Origin of the sequence: Kushneria halocnemicola, assembly GCF_965650455.1 — a bacterium.
In the GTDB taxonomy this organism is placed as follows: Bacteria; Pseudomonadota; Gammaproteobacteria; order Pseudomonadales; family Halomonadaceae; genus Kushneria.
Genome location: NZ_OZ287968.1, coordinates 1,001,011 through 1,026,832 on the forward strand (window position 1 = coordinate 1,001,011; position 25,822 = coordinate 1,026,832).

General features: G+C 57.1%; 24 protein-coding genes. 18 read left to right on the forward strand and 6 right to left on the reverse strand.

The window, feature by feature from the left end:
* Positions 1-7 precede the first annotated feature (7 nt).
* From ACS92L_RS04445 to ACS92L_RS04455, 3 genes are all read right to left on the reverse strand, one after another.
* Positions 8-961, reverse strand: coding sequence for a nucleoside hydrolase (locus ACS92L_RS04445; RefSeq protein ID WP_438767315.1), 954 nt, complete (start codon positions 959-961; stop codon positions 8-10).
* A 192-nt stretch (positions 962-1,153) separates the two neighbouring features.
* Positions 1,154-1,780 (reverse strand): undecaprenyl-diphosphatase, encoded by a 627-nt coding sequence (locus tag ACS92L_RS04450; RefSeq protein WP_438767316.1) that lies wholly within the window; start codon positions 1,778-1,780, stop codon positions 1,154-1,156.
* A 163-nt stretch (positions 1,781-1,943) separates the two neighbouring features.
* On the reverse strand, positions 1,944-2,882 hold the full coding sequence (locus ACS92L_RS04455) for a D-2-hydroxyacid dehydrogenase (protein WP_438767317.1): 939 nt from the start codon (positions 2,880-2,882) through the stop codon (positions 1,944-1,946).
* A gap of 201 nt (positions 2,883-3,083) precedes the next feature.
* Here ACS92L_RS04455 and ACS92L_RS04460 point away from each other — a divergent pair, with 201 nt between their 5' ends.
* From ACS92L_RS04460 to ybgF, 13 genes are all read left to right on the forward strand, one after another.
* A complete protein-coding gene (locus ACS92L_RS04460; protein ID WP_438767318.1) occupies positions 3,084-3,326 on the forward strand; it encodes an FmdB family zinc ribbon protein in 243 nt (80 codons plus the stop codon).
* Positions 3,327-3,424: 98 nt separating this feature from the next.
* Positions 3,425-5,203, forward strand: a complete 1,779-nt coding sequence (gene aspS / locus ACS92L_RS04465) for an aspartate--tRNA ligase (protein ID WP_438767319.1) — start codon at positions 3,425-3,427, stop codon at positions 5,201-5,203.
* A 139-nt stretch (positions 5,204-5,342) separates the two neighbouring features.
* A complete protein-coding gene (locus ACS92L_RS04470; protein ID WP_438767320.1) occupies positions 5,343-6,101 on the forward strand; it encodes a YebC/PmpR family DNA-binding transcriptional regulator in 759 nt (252 codons plus the stop codon).
* Positions 6,102-6,129: 28 nt separating this feature from the next.
* Positions 6,130-6,666 carry a crossover junction endodeoxyribonuclease RuvC gene (ruvC, locus tag ACS92L_RS04475; RefSeq protein WP_438767321.1) on the forward strand — a complete coding sequence of 179 codons (537 nt, stop codon included), beginning with the start codon at positions 6,130-6,132 and terminating at the stop codon, positions 6,664-6,666.
* A gap of 77 nt (positions 6,667-6,743) precedes the next feature.
* On the forward strand, positions 6,744-7,382 hold the full coding sequence (gene ruvA, locus ACS92L_RS04480; protein ID WP_438767322.1) for a Holliday junction branch migration protein RuvA: 639 nt from the start codon (positions 6,744-6,746) through the stop codon (positions 7,380-7,382).
* Positions 7,379-8,425, forward strand: a complete 1,047-nt coding sequence (gene ruvB, locus ACS92L_RS04485; protein ID WP_438767323.1) for a Holliday junction branch migration DNA helicase RuvB — start codon at positions 7,379-7,381, stop codon at positions 8,423-8,425. Before ruvA ends, ruvB begins: the two co-directional genes overlap by 4 nt.
* Positions 8,426-8,430: 5 nt before the next feature.
* A complete protein-coding gene (gene ybgC / locus ACS92L_RS04490) occupies positions 8,431-8,835 on the forward strand; it encodes a tol-pal system-associated acyl-CoA thioesterase (protein WP_438767324.1) in 405 nt (134 codons plus the stop codon).
* Positions 8,836-8,846: 11 nt separating this feature from the next.
* Positions 8,847-9,533, forward strand: coding sequence for a protein TolQ (gene tolQ / locus ACS92L_RS04495; RefSeq protein ID WP_438767325.1), 687 nt, complete (start codon positions 8,847-8,849; stop codon positions 9,531-9,533).
* A 10-nt stretch (positions 9,534-9,543) separates the two neighbouring features.
* Positions 9,544-9,981 (forward strand): protein TolR, encoded by a 438-nt coding sequence (tolR, locus tag ACS92L_RS04500; RefSeq protein WP_438767326.1) that lies wholly within the window; start codon positions 9,544-9,546, stop codon positions 9,979-9,981.
* A gap of 9 nt (positions 9,982-9,990) precedes the next feature.
* On the forward strand, positions 9,991-11,187 hold the full coding sequence (tolA, locus tag ACS92L_RS04505) for a cell envelope integrity protein TolA (RefSeq protein WP_438767327.1): 1,197 nt from the start codon (positions 9,991-9,993) through the stop codon (positions 11,185-11,187).
* A gap of 104 nt (positions 11,188-11,291) precedes the next feature.
* Entirely contained in the window at positions 11,292-12,587 is a 1,296-nt protein-coding gene (gene tolB, locus ACS92L_RS04510) for a Tol-Pal system beta propeller repeat protein TolB (protein ID WP_438767328.1), read from the forward strand.
* Positions 12,588-12,635: 48 nt separating this feature from the next.
* On the forward strand, positions 12,636-13,154 hold the full coding sequence (pal, locus tag ACS92L_RS04515) for a peptidoglycan-associated lipoprotein Pal (protein ID WP_438767329.1): 519 nt from the start codon (positions 12,636-12,638) through the stop codon (positions 13,152-13,154).
* A gap of 14 nt (positions 13,155-13,168) precedes the next feature.
* Complete coding sequence (gene ybgF / locus ACS92L_RS04520; protein ID WP_438767330.1) at positions 13,169-13,942, forward strand: tol-pal system protein YbgF; 774 nt, start codon at positions 13,169-13,171, stop codon at positions 13,940-13,942.
* 72 nt (positions 13,943-14,014) lie between these two features.
* On the opposite strand, the gene ACS92L_RS04525 is transcribed toward ybgF, so the two are convergent.
* Complete coding sequence (locus tag ACS92L_RS04525; RefSeq protein WP_438767331.1) at positions 14,015-14,707, reverse strand: HAD-IA family hydrolase; 693 nt, start codon at positions 14,705-14,707, stop codon at positions 14,015-14,017.
* Positions 14,704-15,423: a bifunctional 2-polyprenyl-6-hydroxyphenol methylase/3-demethylubiquinol 3-O-methyltransferase UbiG gene (gene ubiG, locus ACS92L_RS04530; RefSeq protein WP_438768408.1), complete on the reverse strand. Its 720-nt coding sequence runs from the start codon at positions 15,421-15,423 to the stop codon at positions 14,704-14,706. The genes ACS92L_RS04525 and ubiG overlap by 4 nt, the downstream gene beginning before the upstream one ends.
* A gap of 449 nt (positions 15,424-15,872) precedes the next feature.
* Here ubiG and galU point away from each other — a divergent pair, with 449 nt between their 5' ends.
* Together galU and ACS92L_RS04540 are read left to right on the forward strand one after the other, a co-directional pair.
* Positions 15,873-16,763: a UTP--glucose-1-phosphate uridylyltransferase GalU gene (galU, locus tag ACS92L_RS04535; protein WP_438767332.1), complete on the forward strand. Its 891-nt coding sequence runs from the start codon at positions 15,873-15,875 to the stop codon at positions 16,761-16,763.
* Between the two features lie 2 nt (positions 16,764-16,765).
* Positions 16,766-18,076 (forward strand): nucleotide sugar dehydrogenase, encoded by a 1,311-nt coding sequence (locus tag ACS92L_RS04540; RefSeq protein ID WP_438767333.1) that lies wholly within the window; start codon positions 16,766-16,768, stop codon positions 18,074-18,076.
* 82 nt (positions 18,077-18,158) lie between these two features.
* On the opposite strand, the gene ACS92L_RS04545 is transcribed toward ACS92L_RS04540, so the two are convergent.
* Positions 18,159-18,779, reverse strand: a complete 621-nt coding sequence (locus ACS92L_RS04545; RefSeq protein WP_438767334.1) for a superoxide dismutase — start codon at positions 18,777-18,779, stop codon at positions 18,159-18,161.
* Positions 18,780-18,950: 171 nt separating this feature from the next.
* On the opposite strand from ACS92L_RS04545, the gene ACS92L_RS04550 reads away from it, so the two are divergent.
* The 3 genes from ACS92L_RS04550 to tamB all read left to right on the forward strand — a co-directional run bounded on the left by ACS92L_RS04550 (position 18,951) and on the right by tamB (position 25,723).
* Positions 18,951-19,685: a hypothetical protein gene (locus ACS92L_RS04550; RefSeq protein WP_438767335.1), complete on the forward strand. Its 735-nt coding sequence runs from the start codon at positions 18,951-18,953 to the stop codon at positions 19,683-19,685.
* A gap of 63 nt (positions 19,686-19,748) precedes the next feature.
* A complete protein-coding gene (gene tamA, locus ACS92L_RS04555) occupies positions 19,749-21,629 on the forward strand; it encodes an autotransporter assembly complex protein TamA (protein ID WP_438767336.1) in 1,881 nt (626 codons plus the stop codon).
* The gene (tamB, locus tag ACS92L_RS04560) at positions 21,629-25,723 is read left to right on the forward strand and encodes an autotransporter assembly complex protein TamB (protein WP_438767337.1); all 4,095 of its coding nucleotides are present in this window, start codon (positions 21,629-21,631) and stop codon (positions 25,721-25,723) included. The genes tamA and tamB overlap by 1 nt, the downstream gene beginning before the upstream one ends.
* The last annotated feature ends 99 nt before the right edge of the window (positions 25,724-25,822 follow it).

The window sequence follows — 25,822 nt, forward strand, 5'->3', positions numbered from 1 at the left end:
GTGACGATCATGCGTTCGATGATGTCAGAGTCTGCTCGATCCAGCTGGAAACGGCGTCACCGTCCACGTTCATGCAGACCTGAACGGTGGGCGTTTGTGACCAGCGATCACTGACATACTGACGCTCTGCCGGGGCAAAAATGGTCTGGCCTTCCGCAGCGCCTTCGGTCACGACATCGAGATGGCCGGTGACGGTCTCGAAAAGCTCCGGGTGCACAAGCCAGGCCACGGCGCAGCTGTCGTGCGGGCAGCAGCCATCAAGGCCGATGGCACTGCGATAGAAGTCCGCATAAAAGTCATAGCTTGCAGACAGTACCTTGCCGAGTTCACCCTGGCTTTGGGCGATACGCGCCATGCGATCGGGGGTAATGACCGTCTCGAGCGTGACATCAAGGCCAACCATGACCAGTGGCCAGCCAGCGGTCAGAACGCGTTTGGCAGCGTGTGGATCCGAGAAGATGTTGGCCTCGGCCTGCGGGGTCACATTACCGCCACGTGCCGCCGAGCCCCCCATGATGACGACCTGTTTGACGCGATTAATGACATCAGGATCAAGCGCGATGGCCATGGCCAGATTGCCCAGCGGGCCCACGGCCATCAGCGTGATTTCGCCCGGACGCTCGCGCGTCTTGTCCACGATGAACTGCGCGGCACTGATGGGCTCGATCTGTCCGGAAGGCTCGCTGAGCGTCTGATTGCCCAGCCCGTCGGCGCCGTGGATGTGCGCCGGTACCGGGTAGGGCGTTTTCACCAGCGGATAGTCCGCGCCCCGGGCAACCGGAATGGTTTGACCGGCCAGCTCTGTCAGCAGCAGGGCATTGCGAGTCGCTGTTTCGACCCGAACGTTGCCGAAGGTGGTGGTCAGGCCCACAACCTCGATATCCGGATGGGCCATGATCAGCGCAATCGCCTGCGCATCGTCAACGCCCGGGTCCGTGTCAAAGATGATGGTGTGTGTCATATGAGGGCTCCACGTCTGTACCTGAAAGGAAATGACGGCGTCAGTCACGACGGCATTTCTTTAAGTCGCTGAAAATACTGTAATGCAAGTCTGACATAAGTTTCATGTCCTTGCGTAGTTGGCCTCCCGTGAAGGCAGTCGCCTGTACAAAAAAGCCCGCCTGAAGGCGGGCTTTCAAGAGTCAAAATAATGCTATCGATGCATTAGGCCACGGGCGATCAATGGTGCGAAAACAAGGCGATAAAGCCCTCGGGTGAGGCCATAGAGTCTTTCAAGATACAGTGGTTGCAGCCAGAGCATCATGACGGAGGCCAGACCGGCAACGATGACCGCGCCCAGCATATCCAGCGGAAAGTGCACGCCCAGATAAATGCGCGACCATGCAATGGGGACGGCCAGTACTGCCAGGGCCGCGCCCATCCTGCGAAGTGCCGGGCGCAGAAGAAAGCTGAAGGCAACGGTCGAGATGATCGTCATGTGATTGCTCGGAAAAGAGGGCGTAGGTGCATGCGCAATCAGCGTATGCCCCAGGGGCATCACAAAGGGGCGCGGGTGATACCAGAGCAGGGAGCCGATCAGATTGTTGATCAACAGCGCACCCATGGTGGCCAGTAGCGCCGTCAGCATCATCTTGTGACGCGCTTCACTTTTGCCAAGCCATCCCTTGATCATGATGAAGGGGATACAAAAGATGGCGTATTTGGCCATGACAATGGCAAACCAGATCGTCAGTGGATGGCTGTGTGGCTGTACATTGAGTGCCAAAAAAAGATGCTGATTGAGCGTTTCCATTCTGTTATCAAATACCTGCGGGGTCATTCATGGGCTTTGTCAAAGAATTAGACACCATGTTCGACCAGACAATCATGCCGACTGCTGCAACGTTCGAAAATTTATTTTTGAAATCAGAGAAGATACGATCATTTTTATACCGTTATCTTTAAACTTTAAAAAACTCTATTTAAAGAAAAGACTGATTTATTTAACGGTTTGTAAGGAAACGGCGAATGTTCTCAGCCGTCAGTGAGACAATATTTTGCCGTGCCTCGGGCGATATCCAGGCGTTGTGCGGTGTGATAATCAGATTGAGTGGTTCCTGCTCCAGTGCGTCGATCAAAGCATGACCTTCACGAGGGGGCTCTACCGGTAAAACATCAACGCCGAGCCCACCCAGAGCCTGCCTTCTAAGCGCTTCCAGTGCCTGCTGTTCATCGATCAGACCGCCACGGCCGCAGTTGATCAAAAGCGCGTGAGGCTGCATCAGGGCCAATTGTTTCTGGCCAACGAGATGATGCGTATCGGATGTGAGCGGGCAGTGCAGGGACACGACATCAGCCTGTGGCAACAGCGTCTCGAGTGTTGGCCGGTCATCACGGTCTGCACCGGGTCTTGCGCTAAAGCTCACCTGCATGCCAAAGGCCCTGGCCAGTTGTGCGACGGCCTGACCGAGTTCGCCGCTGCCGACCAGCACCAGATGCTTGCCGGCCAGCTGCATGGTGGGGTGATCCTGCAGGCAGAAAAAGGGCGCCGTTTCCCATTGATGGCGGGCAACGTCGTGTTGATAACGTGGCAGGCGAGTCGCCAGCGCCAGCATGATCATGAGGGTGTGCTGCGCCACGCTTTGTGTGCCGTAGCCGGTAACGTTGGCCACGTGGATGCCGCGCCTGTCAGCGCCCGACATGTCGATGTTGTTGGTGCCGGTGGCGGTCACCGCGATCATTTCAAGCTCTGGCAGTGCCGCCATCATGGCATCGTCGATGACCACCTTGTTGGTAATGGCGATGGTGGCGCCTTCAAGACGTGTCACCACCTCATTTGCAGGCGTGGCGCCCCAGCAGTCGAGGTAATCGACCTGGTCGGAAATGGTCGAGAGATCAATGTCGCTGCCCAGCGTATCGCTGTCGAGAATTACTGCTTTCATGGTTGTGCGCTCCTTGCCCATCATGATGTCTGCCGCGCTATAATGGCCGCCTTGTATTGGGTTGTATCGTCGTGTCAGCACCGTGATGCGTCAATAAGACATCGGGAATAATGTCTGCCATCCAATGGATATTGTTTCCCGTCAGGAGCAGGCTGGCTCAAGAGCGCCTGCAGTAACATCCAATATCGGGTATGAAAGGCCATGCCGATTTATGAATATCAGTGCCGCGCCTGCGGCACACGTCTGGAAAAGATTCAAAAGATTGATGCTGCCCCTCTGGTTGAATGCCCGTCCTGTCATGAAGGCGCTCTTGAGCGTTTGATTTCGGCCGCGGGTTTTAGACTTTCGGGAGGAGGATGGTACGAGACCGATTTCAAGAGTTCCGGTCGTCGTAACCTTGCCGGTGACAGCAAATCCGACAAGGGCGGCACGTCCGACAGCTGACGTTTCCGCAAAAACCACTCCATGCCGGATGCATCAACGTGTATTCGGCATTAAAACAGCTCAGGCATTACACCAAGCGTTACAACACAGGATTAAAGATGCGCAGTCATTATTGCGGCCAGCTAAACGAAAGCCTTGTCGACCAGGAAGTCACACTCTGCGGTTGGGTCCACCGCCGCCGCGATCATGGTGGGGTGATTTTCCTCGACATGCGTGATCGTGATGGCATTGCACAGGTTGTGGTCGACCCCGACACGCCGGATGCCTTTGCCAATGCAGATCGAGCCCGCAGTGAGTATGTACTGCGTATTACCGGTCGCATCCGCATGCGTCCGGAGGGCACCCAGAATGCCAACATGCCGACGGGACTGATCGAAGTGCTCGCCACGCAGGTTGAGGTGCTCAATACGGCCGTGACGCCGCCGTTCCAGCTCGACGAGCATGGCAAGGTAGGTGAAGACGTACGGCTCAAGTATCGCTACATCGATCTGCGTCGTCCGGAAATGATCGATCGCCTGCGTCTGCGCTCGCGCATCACGCACAGCGTTCGTGCTTATCTGGAAGACAACGGCTTTCTGGATATTGAAACCCCGATCCTGACCCGGGCCACACCCGAAGGCGCGCGTGATTATCTGGTTCCCAGCCGTACGCATGCCGGGGAATTCTTTGCACTGCCGCAGTCGCCGCAGCTGTTCAAGCAGCTGCTGATGGTGGCAGGCTTTGATCGCTATTATCAGATCGCCAAGTGTTTCCGTGATGAAGATCTGCGGGCCGATCGACAGCCGGAGTTCACCCAGATTGATATCGAGGCTTCCTTTGTCGAGGAAGACGATGTCATGGGCATTACCGAAGAGATGATTCGTCGTCTATTCACGGAAGTGCTGGATGTATCGCTGCCGCAGTTTCCGCGCATGACATGGCATGACGCCATGCGTCGCTACGGCTCTGACAAGCCGGATCTGCGTATTCCACTCGAGTTTGTTGACGTTGACGATCTAATGAAGGATGTCGACTTCAAGGTCTTCTCGGGGCCGGCCAATGCCGAAGATGGTCGCGTAGCGGTGCTCAGAGTGCCCGGTGGTGCGAAGCTCTCGCGCAAGGAGATCGACGAGTATACGAATTTTGTCGGTATCTATGGCGCACGCGGGCTTGCCTGGATCAAGGTCAACGATCGCTCGAAGGGCATCGAAGGTCTTCAGTCGCCCATCGTCAAGTTCATGGACGGTGTGATCGAGACGCTGCTGGACCGGGCCGGGGCTGAAGACGGCGATATCCTCTTCTTTGGTGCCGACCGTGCGAAGGTCGTTAATGAAGCGCTCGGTGCGCTGCGCGTTAAGCTTGGTGGTGATCTGGAGCTTTATACGCAGGCCTGGGCGCCGCTGTGGGTTGTCGACTTCCCCATGTTCGAACGTGATGACAGCGGCCGTCTGGCAGCGCTGCACCATCCGTTTACGGCGCCGGCCTGTGATCCGGAAACCCTCAAGCAGAACCCGGAAAACGCGCTTTCCCGTGCCTATGACATGGTTCTCAACGGCACCGAGCTGGGCGGCGGGTCGATCCGTATTCACGACCAGAGCATGCAGCGTCAGGTGTTTGAAGCCCTTGGCATCAGTGATGAGGAAGCCCGTGAGAAGTTCGGCTTCCTGCTGGACGGTCTGGCGCATGGCGCGCCGCCGCACGGTGGCCTGGCCTTCGGCCTTGACCGTCTGGTCATGCTGATGACCGGTGGGCGCACCATCCGTGATGTCATTGCCTTCCCCAAAACGCAGAGCGCGTCGTGTCTGATGACAGAGGCACCGGGAACCGTCAGCAATGAGCAGCTCAAAGAGTTGCACATTCGCCTGCGTCAGAAAGCGTCTGATAACACAACGTCCTGATCGGCAGGCAATCTGAAACGAAACGTTTCTGTTGCGACTTTCTGGCAGTGTTAGGGTTAATACGGGTGTGCCTTGCACACCCGTATTTTTGTATGACGTCATTACACAAGCAATGGCGAGCGGTTGAAGGAGAATTTCCATGGCCGGACACAGCAAATGGGCCAATATCAGACATCGAAAAGCGGCTCAGGATGCGAAAAAGGGCAAAATCTTTACGCGTTTGATCCGTGAGCTGACGGTGGCGGCACGCCAGGGCGGCAGCGCCCCCGAGGACAATCCGCGGCTTCGGGCAGCAATCGACAAGGCGCTCTCCAATAACATGACGCGCGATACCGTTGAGCGCGCCATTACTCGTGGGGTTGGCAACAGCGACAGCGATGCCATGGAGGAGCTGGTTTACGAAGGCTATGGCCCTGACGGGGTGGCCATTCTGGTGGAATGCATGAGCGATAATCGCAATCGAAGCGTCTCGGAAGTGCGCACGGCCTTTAACAAGCATGGTGGCAATCTGGGGACCAGCGGTTCGGTCGCTTTTCTGTTTCACAAGCAGGGGCGTATCGTGCTGCCTGCCGGTATTTCGGAAGAGTGCGTGATTGAAGCGACTCTGGAGGCAGGCGCTGAGGATATCCAGTCCAGAGAGGATGGTGCCATCGACGTGGTGACCACACCCGAAGCGTTTGGCCCTGTAAGAGACGCCCTGGATCAGGCTGGCATCGAGGTGACGCGCAGCGAAGTGGGCATGTTCCCTGACAGTTATTCCAGTATCGATGATGTCGAGACGGCGCATCGGGTCGTGACGCTGCTTGATCGGCTCGAGGATCTGGATGACGTACAAAACGTCTATTCCAATGTCGATTTCGAATCACACGTGCTCGATGCCCTCGAGCAAGCATCATGACCATGGTCGACGCGTCGGGGGCCATTTCATGATGCTTTTGGGGATTGATCCGGGCTCTCGTCGTACCGGATTCGGCGTTATTGATGTCTCGAGTGCCACACCGCGCTATGTCGCCAGTGGCTGTATCAGAATCGAAGCCCCGACGCTTGCTCAGAAACTGGCTCAGGTCTATGCCGGCGTCGCTGAAGTCATCGCTCAGCACGCGCCATACGAGATGGCCATTGAACAGGTATTTTTGTCCAAAAACGCAGACTCGGCCCTGAAGCTTGGGCAGGCCCGCGGAACGGCCATCGTGTGTGCTGCCAATCATGGGCTCGACGTTCATGAGTATGCGGCCCGGCGTATCAAGCAGGTGGTGACGGGCAACGGTGGGGCAGACAAGACGCAGGTACAGCATATGGTACAGTCAACGCTCAGGCTTTCAGGGCTGCCCCAGGAAGACGCCGCTGATGCCCTGGCCATTGCGCTGACGCACTTTTTTACCTGTCGCGGTGCGATCGCCATGCCGGCAACGACCCGTTCGACAAGATCGCGTTCATCAAGCTGGCGCAACTATCGGCCCTGACCCGTTGTTTAAATATCGATGGCGTTCAAAGGCCATGTACTTTTTTCGTTTACCGTTTTTGTCTGGATATACAACGCATGATAGGTCGTCTGCACGGTCAACTGCTTGAAAAGAAACCACCCCTGATCGTGATCGATGTTCATGGGGTCGGCTACGAGCTTGAAGCTTCCATGAATACGCTGCTGGCATTGCCGGCGCCGGGCGAGACAGTGCGCCTTTATACCCATTTGAGTGTGCGCGAGGATGCTCATCTGCTGTATGGCTTCATTGATGAGCCCGAGCGTCGACTCTTTCGCGAATTGATCCGGATTTCAGGGGTGGGCCCTCGTCTGGCGCTGGCCATCCTGTCTGGCATGGAGCGACAGCAGTTCATGAAAAGTGTCATGGAAGATGACACCAAAACGCTGACCAAACTGCCGGGCGTGGGCAAGAAAACGGCCGAGCGTCTGATCATTGAAATGCGGGACCGCTTCAAGCACTGGCCTGAGTTCGAGCAGCTGGCGCAGGGGGTTGAAGAAGCCGAGCTGCCGCTTGAAGCCGATAATCATGCCGATGCCGAGGCAGCTCTGATTGCCCTGGGCTACAAGCCCACCGAGGCGGCCAGAATGCTGTCGGGGCTTGATGCCACGCTTTCTACCGAGGCGCTGATCAAGATGGCGCTTTCCGATCGTCTGGCCGGCAGCGAGACACGCAGCAGCAAGGGCAGAACCTCATGATCGAAACCGATCGGCTCATTGCCGGTGCCGAGCGGCCTGATGAAGAACGGGTGGATCAGGCCATTCGTCCGCGCATGCTCGATGACTACATCGGGCAGGCAGCGGTACGCGAGCAGCTCGATATCTTCATTACGGCGGCGCGCCAGCGTGAAGACAGTCTGGATCACACCTTGATTTTCGGGCCGCCGGGGCTTGGCAAGACAACGCTTGCCCATATCATCGCCAGCGAAATGGGCGTGGACATCAAGTCCACTTCTGGCCCCGTGCTCGAAAAGGCGGGTGATCTTGCGGCCATGCTGACCAATCTGCAGCCGGGTGATGTGCTCTTTATCGACGAGATTCACAGGCTGTCATCGGCGGTAGAGGAAGTGCTTTACCCCGCCATGGAGGACTTTCAGCTCGATATCATGATCGGCGAGGGGCCGGCGGCGCGCTCTATCAAGCTTGATCTGCCAAGGTTTACCCTGGTGGGCGCAACAACCCGGGCGGGACTTTTGACGGCACCTCTGCGCGACCGCTTCGGGATTGTGCAGCGTCTTGAGTTTTACAACATCGGGGACCTGACGCATATCGTCAATCGCAGTGCCCGGCTCATGGGCTTTGAGGCCGATGAAGACGGTGCCATTGAAGTTGCCCGTCGCGCTCGTGGGACGCCACGCATCGCCAATCGGCTGTTGCGTCGGGTTCGTGACTTTGCTCAGGTGCGTGGCGATGGCCGGCTGACGGCCGACGTGGCAGACAAGGCGCTCAACATGCTGCACGTGGATCGCCATGGGCTTGATCACATGGACCGGCGACTGCTTTTGACCATGATCGAAAAGTTCGACGGTGGTCCGGTCGGGGTAGAGAGCCTGGCGGCCGCCATTAGTGAAGAGCGTGACACCATTGAGGATGTCCTTGAGCCCTATCTGATTCAGCAGGGTTTCATGCTGCGCACGGCCCGCGGTCGTATGGTGACGCGGCTGGCCTATCTCCACTTTGATCTTTCGCCCACCGATGATATTCCGGATGCCGGTGATGGCACAGCGACGGCGGAGCCCTGAACGCCATGACGTCTCTTGACCTGCGCGTCTATATCGAGGATACCGATGCCGGCGGTATCGTCTATCACGCCAACTATCTCAACTATCTCGAGCGCGGGCGTACCGAGTGGCTGCGTGCAAAGGGTTTCGAACAGCATTCCCTTCTTTCACGCAATATTGCACTGGTCGTTCGCCGTCTGGAGTGCCAGTATCGCCTGCCGGCGCAACTGGACGATCTGCTGACAGTCGACACCCGGGCGGGAACACCTCGCCAATGCACCGTGGCGTTCGAACAGCAGGTCATGCGAAATGGAAAACTTCTTTTTCGCGGTATGGTCGATATTGCCTGTATCGATGCAACACGTTACAAACCAGCTCGTTGGCCCGAAGATCTGCTTTCGGCCATGACGCTTGATTCCCAGAATGCCTGAAGGGGTTTTTCGTGAACGATTCCATGTCGGTCATTTCGCTGTTTTTCCACTCTGGCCTGGTGGTTCAACTGATCATGTTGATACTGCTGGCAGCTTCGGTTCTCTCCTGGGTGCTGATCTTTCAGCGAGCCTTTGCATTAAAGCGTGACTCCCGGGAACTTGATGAGTTCGAGTCACACTTCTGGTCGGGCGTTGACCTCAATGAGCTCTACCGGGAAGTGCCGGCCGACAACCCTCAGGGTGCGGCGCATATCTTTCGCTCCGGGTTTCGCGAGTTCAATCGACTGCTGCCCAAATCACGCAGCCACAATGCCGTACTCGAAGGCGTTGAGCGCTCCATGCGTGTCTCGGTCTCGCGCGAAGAAGAGCGTTTGACCGCGCATCTGGCGATACTGGCGCTTATCAGCTCGTCTGCCGTCTATATCGGCCTTTTCGGTACGGTCTGGGGAATACTGGGAACCTTTCAGGCGCTTGGCGGCGCTCAACAGGTGTCGCTGGGCACCATCGCACCGGCCATTGCCGAGGCACTGGTGGCCACGGCCATGGGACTTTTCGCTGCGATACCCGCCAACATTGGCTACAACCGGCTGACCCATAAGGCCGACAAGCTGATGGTCCGCATGGAAAACTTTGCTGAAGAGTTTCATGCCTTCCTGCATCGCAACCTGCAAAATCGCAGCGCCGGCGAAAACACCTGAGGAGCGTGTCATGCAGGGATCCTATCGACGCAACCGACGCAAAAAGCTTTCCAGCGAGATGAACGTCGTGCCGTTTATCGACGTCATGCTGGTACTGCTGGTCATCTTTATCATTGCCGCGCCCACCATCAATCAGGGCATCGATGTTGATCTGCCGCAAATCAGCTCCGAACCGGTTCAAAGTAACAATGAGCCGCTGGTCGTGACGGTCAATCGAGAGGGGGCGTATTACATCAGCCTCGGCGATGAGCAGCAGAGCAAGTCACTTGATGAGATCAGCGATCAGGTCATTGCGGTACTCAATCGCAACCCGGGCACGCCTGTCATGGTGCGCGGTGATCGCAACGTTTCCTATGGTCAGGTTGTAACGCTTATGGGGACGCTGCAAAACGCAGGCGTCCCCAACGTGGGACTGATCTCTGATCCACCGCCTGGCGACCAGCAGTAGGGAGAAACAATGGCCAGACACGATCGCCGTGTAGGCTATACGTTGCCCACCGTGCTTGCGGTTTTGCTGCACGTGGGCGTTATCGGGCTGATGGTTTTCCGCTGGCCGCAAAGTGACCCCGTTGAAACTTCCAATGCCGTGGTGCAGGCCGAGTTGATTTCAATGGAGACCGCCACTGATCAGGCGCAGCAGGCTACGGAAGCACAGCCGCGCGCTCAGCAGGGGCCGGAGCGCGAACAGCCCGAACCGGAAGCCACTCAGGATGACGCCGCTGAAGAAGCGGCACGTCACCAGGCCGAAGCCGCTGAACAGGCGCGTCAGGCAGAGCAGGCGGCTCAAGAGGCACAGGAGGCGGCGCAGCGTCGCGCCGAACAGGCCAAGGAAGTCGCCGCCCAGCAGGCTCAGGAACAGCAGGCGCGCGAGCAGGCTCAGGCGCAACAGAAGGCAGAAGCCGAGGCTAAACAGAAGGCAGAAGCCGAAGCCAAACAGAAGGCGGAAGCCGAGGCCAAACAGAAGGCGGAAGCCGAGGCTAAACAGAAGGCGGAAGCCGAGGCTAAACAGAAGGCGGAAGCCGAGGCTAAACAGAAGGCAGAAGCCGAGGCCAAACAGAAGGCGGAAGCCGAGGCCAAACAGAAGACGGAAGCCGAGGCCAAACAGAAGGCAGAAGCCGAGGCCAAACAGAAGGCGGAAGCCGAGGCTAAAAAGAAAGCCGAAGCCGAAGCAGCAGCCAAAAAGAAAGCCGAAGCCGAAGCAGCGGCTAAAAAGAAAGCCGAAGCTGAAGCAGCGGCCAAAAAGAAGGCCGAGGCTGATCGCAAGCGAGCTGCAGAGGCCGCCGCGGCCGCCAGTCAGGATGCCTTTGGCGATGAAATTACCAATGAGGCAGAGTCTATTGCCAACGCACGCCAGGCTCAGGAAGCCTCGAACGGGTTCATGAATCTGGTACGTCGCGCCGTTGAGCAGAGCTGGTCACGTCCGCCCAATGCTGCTCCCGGGCTGGTAACGGTGGTCAGGGTTCAACTCCTGCCGACCGGAGAGCTTTTGTCTGCCACGGTGTCCAGCAGCAGTGGAGACGCGGGATTTGATCGTTCCGCTGTGCAGGCTGTAGAAAGGGCAGCGCCATTTACTGAAATGAGTCAGTTGCCGCCTGAAGCGCGACAGCAATTCAGAAGTTTCAACCTGCGCTTTAATCCCGAGGATGTGCGCTAAATGCAGGGCCCCTGCCGCGGCGGCAGGAACGTGGTCGATAGTGTATCTGCTTCGACAACAGGTGTCAGAAATCAAGGATTGTTAAAACCCGAGGGTGTGTGCTGATGAAAAAACTAATGGCACTGGCCGGCTTCATGATGCTCATGATGGCCAGCCTGATGGCGCAGGCAGCGGGTGATCTCACCATCGAGATCACACGTGGTAACGATAATGCTATTCCGATTGCAGTCGTACCCTTTCGCGGTGAAGGGGTCAGTCCTTCCGAGGATATCGGTAAAATCATTGCCGATGATCTGGAGCATAGCGGGCAGTTTGCGCCGCTGGCGCCGCAGGATCTGATCTCAAGACCTGCCAGTGGAGACAACATCAATTATGGTGACTGGCGTCGCGTCAGGGCCAACTACCTGGTGGTAGGGCGTGTCGAGTCTTCCGGGAACGGCTACAGGATCAGCTACGAGCTTCATGATGTATCGGGCCAGCGCCGCGAACTGGGAGAAGTAGTAACGTCCAGTGAAGACCAGCTGCGCTCGCGTTCGCACTACATTGCCGACCAGATCTTTGAAGAAATTACCGGTATTCGTGGCGCTTTCCAGACACGCATTGCCTACGTTACGGCCAATGGCGTTGATCCCAATATCAACTATGCCCTCTATATCGCCGATCAGGACGGCCATCGTCCACAGCAGATCCTGTCTTCCGATCAGCCCATCTTGTCACCGGCCTGGTCGCCCGATGGTCAAAAGCTGGCGTATGTTTCTTTCGAGTCAGGCCGGCCTGCCATCTATGTGCAGCAGCTTTCCAGCGGGCGTCGCGTCCAGCTTACTTCTTTCAAGGGTATCAATGGCGCGCCGGCCTGGTCTCCTGATGGCCGCAGGCTTGCCATGTCGCTTTCCAAGGATGGCAATCCCGAAATCTACGTAATGGACGTGGCATCCCGGTCACTGACGCGCCTGACAAACACCAGCGCCATCAATACCGAGCCGGACTGGAGCCCTGACGGTCGTTCGATCCTGTTTACTTCCGATCGTAGCGGTCAGCCTCAGCTTTATCAGATGGATGCTTCCGGCGGAAATGCGAAACGCATGACGTTTACCGGCAATTACAATGCCGGCGGCCTGTATGGACCCGACGACAGATTTATCTTCATGACCACTCGAACCGACCGCGGTTTTCAGGTGGCAAGGCAGGATTTATCGTCAGGACGTGTGACAACATTAACCAATACTTATCAGGATGAAGCGCCGGCAGTTGCGCCCAATGGCACAATGGTGATATATGCCACACAGCAGGGAGCACGTGGTGTGCTTGGTGCTGTTTCGGCAGATGGCAGGGCTTCTTTCGTAATACCTTCACCCAATGGTGAGGTTCGTGAACCTTCCTGGTCGCCGTTTTTGAATTAAACGACTAGAATGAATTTTGTCATTCTTTATAAGAGCAAGGAGATCATCATGCAGTTTTCTTCCTACGCCAAGACTCTGGCGGCCGCACTCTCTCTGGCAGTTGTCGCTGGTTGTTCCAGCGGCGGCGGCACACAGGATGGCGACCAGCAGAACGCCGGCATGAACAGCGGTTCTTCCACCCAGGGCATGAACACCAGCTCTGGTGCTACCGGTCAGAACACCGGACAGCAGGCGCAAATGCCGAGCGAAAACCGTGTCTACTTCGATTTCGACAGCGACAGCATTCGCCCGCAGTACGAATCCATGCTGAATCAGCATGCTCAGTACCTGCAGCGTAACTCCAGCTCCAATATCGTACTGGAAGGCCATACCGATCCGCGCGGTACTCGTGAGTACAACCTGGGTCTTGGCGAGCGTCGTGCCAACGCCGTACGCCAGTATCTGACCATCCAGGGCGTGCCTGCTTCGCAGATCGAAGTTGTCAGCTACGGTGAAGAGCGTCGCGCTGCTTCCGGCAACGGTGAACAGGCCTATTCTCAGGATCGTCGCGTCGTCATCGACTACTGATCCCGGAGTAAGCAATGAAACACAGTCTTATTCGACTGTGCGGCGCGGGAGCCCTTGTGCTCCCGCTGTCCGTTTGGGCATCCGCACAAACAGGCTCTTTTTATAATCAGGCTTCCACGGACTCCGGCTCGGGCAATCTGCAGATATTCAATCGTTTGCAAAGCCAGGAGCAGGATATCAATCAGCTTCGTGGACAGATTGAAGAACTGCGTCATCAGCTGGAACAGCAAACAAAACTGTCCCAGCAGCGCTATCTGGATCTTGAAGAGCGCTTGAGTAGCTCACAGGGAAATGGCGGGGCATCATCATCCAGCGATGATGGCAGCGCTTCAGCCGGTAGCGACCCCATAACTCAGGCAGCTTCGGGCGGCAGTCAGTCTTCTTCAGGCGGCGGGTCAGCCTCTTCTTCCAGTGACGCTCAAGGTGCTTATCAGGCCGCTTTTTCGCACGTTCAAAAGCGTGAATTCGATCAGGCCATATCTGCTTTTGAGGCCTTTAATCGGGATTATCCGCAGTCGGATCTCAACGGCAATGCCTGGTACTGGCTGGGTGAACTTTACTCTGCAAAGTCTCAGCTGGACAAGTCAGCCTCGGCCTTTAACCGGGTTGTTAGTGACTATCCCCAGAGCAACAAGGTGCCTGATGCGATGTACAAACTGGGCCTTGTTTATGCTCGTCAGGGCAAGGGCTCTGAAAGTCAGAGCATGCTGAAAAAGGTTATCGGCGAGCACTCGGATAGTGATGCGGCTGGTCTTGCGCGCGAATTCATGCAAAAAACCAGCGGTTAAAATATGCAGTCTACATTTGCGGGCAGTTCGTGAAAGGCGAATGCCCGCTGCTTGCGTAAGGCCACTCGCTATTCAGGAGGTTGCTGGGGTATGGCGACAATGCTGTAGCAACGCTTCGCAAAGCGATACCGACGTGTCAAAAAATTGACTGGCAGGCCACTCATCGGGCTCATCGCCCTGACGTAAATAACCATACTTCACGGCAATGGCTGTCATGCCAGCATTGTTGGCTGCCTGAATATCACGTAGATGATCACCGATATACCAGCAGTACTCTGGCGCAATATTCAGACGTCGTGCTGCTTCAATCAACGGTGCTGGATCGGGTTTTTTTACTGGTAAATCGTCGGCACACAACAGTACATCCGGCTTTATATTCAGCGTCTCGAGCAAAGGAACTGCATATTCCCGAGGCTTGTTGGTGATAATCCCCCACGGGCGTTTCGTTTTGCGATAGACGTCGAGTACTTTCTCAAACCCTTCAAAAAGACAGCTCTCCGCGGCAACGTTTTTACCGTAGTAATCCAGCAAAAGAGCACGAGCCTTGTCGTGCCCCGGCGCCTGCTTTTCCAGGCCCAGAGCCAGAGTAACGAGTGCGCTGCCACCGTGAGATACTTCACGCCTGATATCATCAAGGGGCAGGGGAGAGAGGCCGTGCTCTTTTCGAAGCGCGTTGGTCGCACGCGCAAGATCCGGTGCCGTATCCACTAGAGTGCCATCCAGATCGAACAGCACGGCTTTTGGGATATCAGCCTCCAGAGTCATGAGCCAGCCACGCGGGTATGCATGAAGTAGTTGACGTCAAGATCCTTGTTGGATAGCCGATAGTGACGTGTGACGGGGTTGTAAATCATTCCCGTAATGTCCTGAACATCGAGGTCAGCCTGACGTGCCCAGCGAGCCAGTTCGGAAGGACGTATAAACCGTTGATAGCTATGGGTACCGCGGGGTAGAAGGTTCAGGACATATTCGGCGCCGACGATAGCCATCGCCCATGACTTGGGGTTGCGATTGATCGTTGAGAAAAAGACATGGCCACCAGGTTTTGCCATGCGCGCGCAGGCCTTGATGACGCTACCAGGATCGGGGACATGCTCGAGCATTTCAAAACAGACCACGACATCGAAGCTGCCTGGCTGCTCGTCGGCCATGTCTTCGGCACTGATGCACCGATAGTCCACTTCGATGCCGCTTTGTTGCTGATGAAGGCGGGCAACGGAAAGTGGTGCTTCTCCCAGATCGATGCCGGTAACCTCTGCGCCGCGATGCGCCATCGCTTCACTAAGAATGCCGCCACCACAGCCGACATCGATAACACGATGGCCGGTCAGGCCCGCTCGCTGATCGATATAATCAAGACGTAGCGGATTGATGTCATGAAGCGGTTTGCATTCGCCTTCACGATCCCACCAGCGACTGGCCAGATCGTCAAACTTGGCAATTTCACCTGGATCGACATTGGAATGCTGTTTTTCGCTCATCAAGAAGCTCCTGTGAGAGTGGGCGATAGGTGCTGCCTTGTATTGTATAGAGTCTGTTGAAATGATGAACCAGATGTCGCCAGGCATTACGAACTTGAGCAAAATGACAGGAAAGCGCAGGAAGGTTCCTTGACCAGGACACGTGTCGCTTTGACCGATACATGTAAAAGGCTCTGGTACAAAATAAAAAAGTCTTTTTATACCGTTATCTAGATGTGTGCTAAAATCACGCATGACCAAGTTATGTACAAAAAGAAACATTTTGCCAAGGATATAAAATCCAAGGTTCGGTATTTTGTGGGGTTATAACCTTCTTACCGGGTGTCGTGCTCAATTTCGCCTTTTCGAGCAAGATTTTGAATCGCTGATCGGTCACGATGCCCTATGGCGCGCATATAGCGTGCCCTTGATACTCATATTTCTTGTTTTTGATAGCAAAGGGAAGATGAATGATTCGTAAAGCAGTATTGCCTGTCGCCGGTTTTGGCACCCGTTGTCTCCCCGCCTCCAAGGCGATTCCCAAGGAGATGATCACGATTGTCGACAAGCCGGTCATCCAGTATGTCGTCCAAGAAGCCGTCAAGGCAGGTATCAAGGAGATCGTGCTGGTCACGCACTCTTCGAAATCAGCGATCGAAAACCACTTCGACAAGCATTTCGAGCTTGAGACTCAGCTTGAAGCGAAGGGTAAAAAAGAGCTGCTGAATGAGCTTCGAAATATTATCCCGGACGATGTGTCCGTTATCAGCGTTCGTCAGCCGGAAGCCCTGGGACTTGGTCACGCCATTCTCTGCGCTCGCCCGGTAATCGGTGATAATGAGCCCTTTGCCGTACTGCTGCCGGATGTTCTGGTCGACGACGAGGGCATGACGCGCAACGATCTGGGTGGCATGATTGACGCCTATGATCAATCGGGTGCTGCCCAAATCATGGTTCAGGATGTGCCGGCCGAAGTCGCCTACAAGTACGGCATCGTGGCCCTTGAAGGTGAAACACCCAAAGCCGGCAAGAGTGAAAAGATCACGGGCATGGTAGAAAAGCCTGAAGCCGGTACCGAGCCTTCTACACTGGCCGTTATCGGGCGTTATCTGCTTCCGGGCAGCATCTTCCCGGTACTTGCCGAAACGCGTCCCGGTGCAGGCAATGAAATTCAGCTGACCGACGCCATCGATACCTTGCGCAGCAAGCAGGACGTTGCTGCCTATCGTATGGAAGGTGAAACTTTCGACTGCGGTCATCAGCTCGGTTATCTGGAAGCGACACTGTCGTTTGCACGTCGTCATCCCAAATACGGCGAAGGGTTCCGCGAGCTGCTGAAGCGCTATCAAAGCGAGGCATAATCATGCAGGTGGTAGTGCATGGAAGCGAATTGGGTGCGGCAACGGCAGCCGCCGCACTCTCAATGGTTGGCCACCAGGTGTACTGGTGGCCGCATCCTTCTCAGCCGTGGAGTGTTCTGGCCGAGACGGACTGGATCAGAAATGAGCCAGGGCTTTATCACCAGCTATCGCAGAGCATCGATAACGGATCATTGACCCTGTGCGAAAGTTCGAAATCCCTGCCCAGTGCCAATGTCTACTGGCTGGCCGTTTCGGCCGATCAGCGCAACGATGCCGATCACTGGGTTGAACAGACGCTGGGGCGTGAGCCGCACGATTTTGTACTGGTCAACAACAGTACCTTCCCGATCGGCCACACGGAAATTCTCGAGACGCTGCTTCGCAAGGAGCGCCAGATTGCGGTCGCTCTGCCGGATATGCTTGAAGAGGGCCGTGCCATGGCCACCTTCACGCGTCCCGACAGCTGGATCATGGGTAGTGAGGACGACTGGGCTACCCGACAGATCGGCGAACTTCTCAGAGCCTTCAATCGTCGGGAAAACAACGTTCGCTTGATGCCACGCCGTGCAGCCGAGCTGACCAAACTTGCTGTTATTGGCATGCTGGCCACGCGCGTCAGCTATATGAATGAGCTGGCAAGCCTGGCCGACAGCCTGAATGTGGATATCGAGCTGGTGCGTCAGGCGATGGGGTCGGATCGCCGTATCGGTCGCGAATACCTCTATCCGGGATGTGGTTTCGGTGGTCCCAGTTTTGCTCGCAACCTGTATCGTCTATCGAGCATCAGGGCTCGGGAAGGTCAGCACAGTGGGCTGCTCGAGCAGGTTGTGCAGGTTAACGAGCAGAAGCAGGAAGAGCTCTTTCGCAAGCTCTGGCAGTACTATGATGGCAATCTTGAAGGACGCACGGTGGCTGTCTGGGGCGCGGCTTTCAAGCCGGGCACTGCACGGATTGCTCACGCGCCGGTACTTCGGCTGCTTGATGCACTCTGGGCGCAGGGTGTTCATGTCAGGTTGCATGACCCCGCTGCCTTGCCTGCCATCGAGCACTACTATGGTCAGCATCCGCTTTTGACACTGGCAGGCACCGCACAGTCTGCCTGCGAAAATGTCGATGCGCTGCTGCTGGTCACCGAGTGGAAGGAGTACTGGAACCCGGACTGGCGACGTCTGTCGACACTGATGTCGACCCCGCTGATTCTGGACGGGCGCAACATTTACGATCCATCGTTTGTGGCGCAGCACGGGTTTTATTATCGGGGCATCGGTCGAAGCGCCGAGCCGGAAGAAAGATCAGCGAACGACGAGCGCTGATTTCAGATGGGCGGGCCGGTATCGATATCTCCCTTGAGAATCATGCCGGCACCGCCTTTCACTGTCGTTATCCCGCCATTTTTCAGACGTGCAACAGATTGCGTCTGCCTTGTGCCGTTGCCATGGCATCCTCGAGACACTGCTCGACAAACGGCCAGTTGATGATCTTCCACAACTTTTGAAGATACTTGCGCCGGTCGTTTCCAAAATCGACATACCAGGCATGCTCCCACATATCGACGGCCAATAGCGGTGTAAGGCCCTTGAGCAGGGGGGAGCCGGCATCGACTGCATTATGGATATCCAGACGCCCCTGCGGAGTGTATACGAGCCACGTCCAGCCGCCCATGAAGTGCGCCATGGCACTTGCCATGAAAGCCTCCTGGAAACCCTCAAGGCTTCCCCATCGCGCTGTAAGCGCCGTTTCGAGTGCCTGTCCGGGAGGATGATACCAGGGCGTCAGACACTGCCAGAAAAAGGTATGGTTCCAGGCCTGACACGCGCAGGCCTGAGCTTCTCCGCGACCGGTGCTCATGACCTGTTCGAGCGAAGGGCTCGCGTTGTCACCGCGTTCCAGCAGTGCGTTCAGGCGCTTTAGATAGTCTGCATGAACACCTTCATGATGCATGCGAAGGCTGTGTGCAGAAATAACGGGTGCCAGTGCATCCGTTGCATAGGGCAGGGAGGGCAGTTCAAGGGGCATGATCCACGTTCCATTCCGACCAGGGAGCCCCTGGTATTGCCGTTCAAGTCTGTCTGCCGGATAGCCTGTACTGGCTTTTCACAGGCCATGCATCGTAGCATGCATGCAGTTTCATGACCTGGCTGAAAAGGGCGGGTCGTATCTCTGGCTGCTACATTTCTCGAGACTTTCATGCCGCAAAAAGATCATGAAGAGCCCGTCATAGGCGCTGATCGCAACGCTGCGTATTCGACCCGAACAGAACCGCGACATCCCGGAGGCCATCGCGGCCTGCGCAAAAGGCCCCTGTGGCCTCTTTATGCACTTTTATTATTGCTTGCCGGGGCTGTTGCAGCCCTCGGCGTGCAGTACTATCAGGATCGCCAGCACTGGTCCGACCGGATGGCTGTGTTGACGGACAGGGCGCAGCAGGTCACTGCTGATCGTCAGGAAATGTCGACCAACCTTGAACAGGTGCTTGAAGGCATTCGAGGAGAGCAGCAAAACCAGCGCACACGCCTTGATGCCCTTCAGCAGCGCCTTGAACAGCAACGCGCTGACGATGGGCAGAAGGCCAGGCTGAGCGAGCTGGAAAGGGCTGATGCACTGCGTCAGAAAACGCAGGTGTCGCTACAGCAATCGCTGAGTTCGCTGGATACTGTCATTGACGGCCTGAAACGCACCTATGATGCACGCTTTGAAGATATCGATAATACTAACGCCGAGCTTTCGAACCAGTTGCAGACCACGGATAAAAACAGTCAGCATTTGGAAACGCTCGCTGCCAGCGTGGCTGACCAAAAAAAGGCGCTGGCCTCGATCAGTACGCGAGTGGATGAACTGGCGGCGCAGCTCGAGCGGCTTCAGCAGAATCAGACCAGTCTGCATGCCGCTCAGGAATCGCTTCAGGATCTTCTGAATCCTTGAAGGGTGCAGCCAGCCCCGTGTCATACGGTGTGATTCATGTCATCAAGGAAAATCCTGAACGTTATGCGATCCCTTTCTCGTCACCGCATGATCGCCGGTACATCTGCCCGAAGGCTGCTTTTACTGACGCTACTGCTGAGTGGCATCGGTCAGGCACCTGCCGTGTTTGCCATCGATGCAGACGTCAACGGGGTCCGTGGTGAGCTGGCCACCAATATCCGCAACTATCTTCAATCTCTGGATATTCCCGAAAACGCCGATACTCAAAGTTATGGCGCCGAAGTGACGCAAAGAGCAAGGGATGCCCTGAAACCCTTCGGTTACTATGAGCCCGAAATTTCGACCAGCTTTCGCAATCGTGAAGAGGTGGTCGTTGACGTCGACCGGGGAAAACCCGTTCGCGTACGTTCGGTGGTCGTGCGCATAGAAGGTCAGGCAGAAGAGGACGAGCCCTTTCAGGAAGCTCTTGAAGCCAATCCTCTGGCTGAAATGGAAGGCAAGCGCCTGCTTCATACCCCTTACGATACCCTCAAATCTCGCTTGACGGCGCTGGCGCTGGAGCGGGGCTATTTCGATGCCCGCTACCGGCAAAGCCGTATCGAAGTGCATCCCTGGGAGCATGCCGCCTACATCACGCTGGTATTTGAAAGCAGAGAGCGTTATCGCTTTGGCGATATCTTTGTCACCGGCAGCCAGATCCGTGAAGAGCGCCTGCGCCGGATGGCCCCGTTTGATCCCGAGGATCGCTATCTGGCAACGGATGTGGCCCGCTACAGCCAGCGTCTTGGCGATTCCGGCTGGTTTAGAAGCATCAGCGTTCGGCCCCGACTCGATGAACGCTCCCAACGCACCACCTCACCCGTCGTGAGCTCTTCACCGGATGCTCGTGTTGAAGTCGAGGGTCAGGAGAGCGAGCGCCGTAATTTTCGTGATGAGCTCAACGCGCGGGAAAAACCGCAGCGCGCCACTGTGCCTATCGATGTCAGCGTAACGCCGGAGGATCGCCACAAGTTTGAAACCGGCATCGGCTATTCAACCGATGTCGGGCCGAGAGTCAACTTTGGCTGGGAAATGCCCTGGCTCAATGATCGGGGGCACAGTCTCGACAACAATTTGAGCCTTTCCGGGCCCGAGCAGACGCTGACCGGTGAGTACAACGTACCGCTTGATAATCCTGCGCGTGACAATTACTACATGCGCTATGGCTTCAAGAACACCGATCGCAGTGACAGCGATACCCGCAGCTTTGAAAGCTCGGTGGCCTTCGGTCGGGAGTGGCGTTTCGAAAATGACTGGATACAAAATGCCTACCTGCGAACCACCTATGAGGATTTCACTCAGGGGGATGAAGAGGATCAGGTACTGCTTTTCATCCCGGGCATGAGCTGGTCGCGTACACGTACCGACAATACCCGCTTCCCCATGTGGGGAGATCGCCAGGACATTCTGGTAGAAGGCTCAAGCGATGTCTGGGGCTCGGACGCCAATTTTCTGCGTACCCGCTTTGACAGCCAGTGGATCAGGAGTCTGGGCGCCAACAACCGTTTCGTGGGTCGTGCCACGGTCGGGGCCACCAGTACGAGCGATTTCAGTCAGGTACCGCCGTCACTGCGTTTTTTCACCGGTGGCGACACCAGCGTGCGTGGCTACGAATACGAAACCATTGCGCCTGAAAACAGCAATGGCGATCTGCTGGGCGGCAAGCAGTTACTGGTTGGTTCCCTGGAATATCAGCGACAGGTGGCCAATAACTGGTGGGGTGCCACCTTTGTGGATACCGGCAACGCCTTCAACGACTGGTGGCCGGACGAGCTCAAGACAAGCGCAGGCGTAGGCGTGCGATGGATTTCACCCGTTGGGCCGGTTCGTCTGGACATTGCCCACCCCTTTGATAGTGAGGAGGACTCTTGGCGTCTGCACTTCGGCATCGGCCCCGAATTTTGATGTTGTTGCCTCGCGCTATCCTCTGGATAGTGGTGACGCTTCTTGCGCTTGTCCTGCTCGTGGCAGGCGTTGTCCTTTCACCCTGGGGGACCGCCAGACTGCTTGAGCAGGCACAGTCGCGCGGCTTTATCACCTACGAGCAGGCCCAGGGGGCACTGCTGGACGATTTCACCCTCCAGGGGCTGCATCTGGATCTGCCGGCACTTCGCCTGGATGTAGATCAATTTGCCCTGCACTGGAGCAGTGACTGCCTGCTGCGCGGCCGGCTGTGCATGGATCAGCTGCAGCTCAGCGGTGTCGATGTCGTGTTACGCGGTGGCGATAACGCAGCGCCTGACACCACCGATGACGATTCGACAATGAATCGGATCAGCACGCCGCTGCCCGTGGAGCTGCGTGATCTTCGCCTGAACGATATTCGTGTGCGTCTGGCTGATGGCACCCGCGTTGAACTGGGCCACTTTCACAGCAGTGCCGTGTTTGAAGGCAGCCATCTCAGCCTGGGGGAAACACGGCTGGAAGATACCCGTGTAGTCCCTGCGTCTTCACCGGGGCTGGATCAGCCGGATCTTCTCGGTGCCAGCGTGGATGTGCGCACCGCTCAGCGTGTTTCGCGTCCTGACATGATCACCGCACAGGCCATTGCCGCCGCCGAGTCGGTCGCATTATCAACACCTCCGGTATTGCTGACCGATGACGCTTCATTTGCGCTCTCTTCCAGCGCCGTTGACGGTGCCATGAAGGTCGCCAATCCCGAGCCGCCCACCGTGCTGGAGACGCTGGCCGAGCTCGGTCAGAAACCATTGGCCAATCCGCTGGCCGATATCATCGGACAAACGGATGATCAGGGTCGCATTGTGATGCCCGAAATCACGCTGCCATTGGATATCGATGCCGAGGACGTTGCCATCAACCGGCTGAGACTGGAGGGGGAGACGCCCGTTACGGTCAATCAGCTGGCGCTGGCAGTACAGACCCGGGGTTCCGACATCGAGCTACACCGGCTGACCCTTGATTCCTCCATTGCACGGTTGTCCATGAGCGCGCAGGCTTCACTCAGCGACGATTATCCGCTGACGCTATCAATGGTGGCTGACGCCCTGCAGGCGCCTGTTGAGGGCGAGCATGTTGAACTTGATGCCCATGGTGTGCTCTCGGATCTGAACCTTTCCGTCAATGCAAGCGGGCCCATCGAGGCTGCCCTGAATGCGCATGCCGATCTTCTGGCACCCGATCTGCCGTTCAGGCTACAGCTGTCGAGTCCGCAGGTGCGCTGGCCGCTCGAGGACGAGCCCGGTGTGGCGACATGGCGTGCGCGTGATATCGACATCAACGCCGAAGGCTCGCTGGATGGCTATCAGCTCGCGACGGCCGCTCATGTCGAGGGCCCCGACATTTCGCCGCTGGATATTCGTCTGAAAGGCGAGGGCGACATTGCCCATTTCAGCTGGGCGCCGCTCACCGTGACGACCGGTGATGGCAAGGTGGAAGCCCGCGGCACAGCGACATGGTCACCGTCGCTGGATGTGGCATCATCGCTTGATTTCAGCAACCTGCGCCTTGAGAACTTTACCGATGCGGTCACCGGTCGTCTCAATGGCAAACTGCGCGCCGGTTTCCAGCAGCAGGGTGACGATTGGCGTGTCGAGGTGCCCGAGCTTGCCATTGATGGCACACTTCAGGAGCGCGCACTTTCCCTGAAAGGCCGGCTGAACGGCAACAGCGACATGCAGTGGCATATCGATCAGCTGGATCTACGCCAGGGCAACAACCGATTGTCGGCCAATGGCGATATCGGCAATCGGCTGTCACTCAATGCCGACATCACGGCACCGGCGCTAGGGACCATTCTGCCGGAGCTGGGAGGCAGTGCCAACGGCCAGATCCGGCTCAGGGGCACGCTGGATAACCCTGAGGGCAACATCGACCTGCGCGGTCAGGGGCTTCGTTATCAGGACAATCGGGTCGGTGCGCTTCGTCTGACGGCCAGGGCGCAGGGGCTCGAGAATCCGAGCTTCGATGTCGATCTTGATGCCCGCGATATCAGCGCCGCTGATCAGCAGATTCGTCAGGTGAGTACGGCGCTTAATGGTACCCTCCAAAAGCATCGACTAACGCTGGATGTCGACGGTGGTGACGGTCTGCCGGTCAGTCGAGTACGCATGGCGCTGGATGGCAGTTTTGATCAGGCGGCGCAGCGCTACGCCGGCGCGATATCACCGCTGGAAGTCAGCGCGCCCCAGGGAGGCGATATCGCCCTTGATGGTCCCCTGAAATTTACAGCGCTGCTGGATCAATCGAGCGTGACGGCCGCGCCGTTTTGTCTGTCCAGACGACAGGGCGGCCGGCTGTGTTCCGTGGACACGCTACAGGCCAGTGCCGACAGCGGTCGCGCGGCCCTGCGTCTGTCCGATGTCGATCTGGCGCTGGCCAACGATTATTTACCTCCCGAGTGGCGTCTGGCCGGCGGGCTCGAGGGCGATATCAACGCACAGTGGTCGCAGGCGGGGAGTCGCTGGAACGTGGATACCGATCTGCAAAGCCAGGTCGATGTCCGCGGCCAGAACGCGCAGGGACAGCCCTTTTCCCTGCCGCAGCTGGGCATTCGCGTTAACGCCGAGGCTACGCCTGACAGAGCGCAGGCGCGGCTGAACATGGATCTGCGCGATGCCGGCAGCCTTCGTCTGAATGCCGATATCGGTGATCCGCTGGGCAGTCGAACGCTGGCAGGCAGGCTGGAGGTCAACGGCGTGACCCTGTCACCCTATACGCCACTGGTGGCGGCCCTGAACGAACTGGCCGGTCAGCTCAATGGCGATGTCTCTCTCTCCGGGACACTGGTTGAGCCACGGCTCAACGGCAACATGGTGCTTAGTGACGTTCGTGCCCGCGGTGATCAGCTGCCGGTGGCTCTGGATGATGCCCGCATGGCGATGGCCTTTCAGGGCGATCGAGGCACCCTGGATGGCTATCTGCAGGTCGGTAATGCTCGCTGGAACCTCAACGGCAACGCCAACTGGCCCACCACTGAAAACTGGCAGGCCAGCATGGCGCTCAACGGTCGAGACTCGCCGCTTGAGATCCGCATGCCGGAGTTTGGCCGACTGCGCGTCGCACCCGATATCAGAGTGGCTGCCAACCCGCAGCGGCTGGATATCAACGGAGATATACGCATTCCATGGGCACGTCTTGAGGTTGGCCAGATCCCGGCATCGGCCGTCAAGCCGTCATCCGATGAGGTTGTCGTTACCCGCGAAGAGTATGAGGCCCGCCAGCAGAAAATGGCGACTGTCGAAGCCGGCAATGAGGTGGATCGACAGCTGGCCTGGGCCAACACCCAGGACCTCGAGGCCGCCGGCATGGAAGTCAACGTCGGGGTCAATATTATCGTGGGCAACGACGTGCAGCTGGCTGCCTATGGGCTGACGGCCAACGTTCAGGGCCGATTGAATGTTCGCCAGAGTGCCAGTCAGCTTCAGCTTTTCGGCGATGTGTCGCTTGAAGATGGCCGCTTCCAGGCGCTGGGACAGGATCTGCTGATTCGTCGCGGTCAGGTGCTTTTCAGTGGCCCGCCCGGGCAGCCCTATCTCAGCATCGAGGCTGTCAGAAATCCCAGCAGTACGGCCGACAATGTCATTGCCGGCCTGCGGGTTTCGGGCCCTGCCGATCAGCCTGAACTGGATGTCTTTTCTGAGCCGGCCATGAACGAGTCGCGGGCGCTGTCCTACCTGCTGCGCGGCCGGGCACCGGATGCCGATGGCGACAGCGATGGCATGCTGACCTCGGCGCTGATCGGGCTGTCGTTGTCCAGAAGTGGCAAGGCGATCGGACAGCTGGGTGAAAGCTTTGGCATTGACGACCTGTCGCTGGACACCTCCGGCAGCGGTGACGACAGCCAGGTGGTGGTCAGCGGCTACCTTTTTGACGACTTCCAGGTCAGCTACGGCGTCGGATTGTTTTCCTCGATTGCCGAGCTGACGCTGCGCTACCGGTTGATCCAGAACCTGTATCTTCAGGCTGTATCGGGGGCCAATCAGGCCGTTGACCTGATCTATACCTTCAGCCTGGGGCGCACGCCGGACAGGGCGTACTGAGAACAGGAAAACGGTTTTCGGGGCGAGAGGGCTTGTGTTTTACTCTCTCAGCCCCGATAACCTGTAGCCTGTTAACGTTTATCCCGGTTCGACACCCGA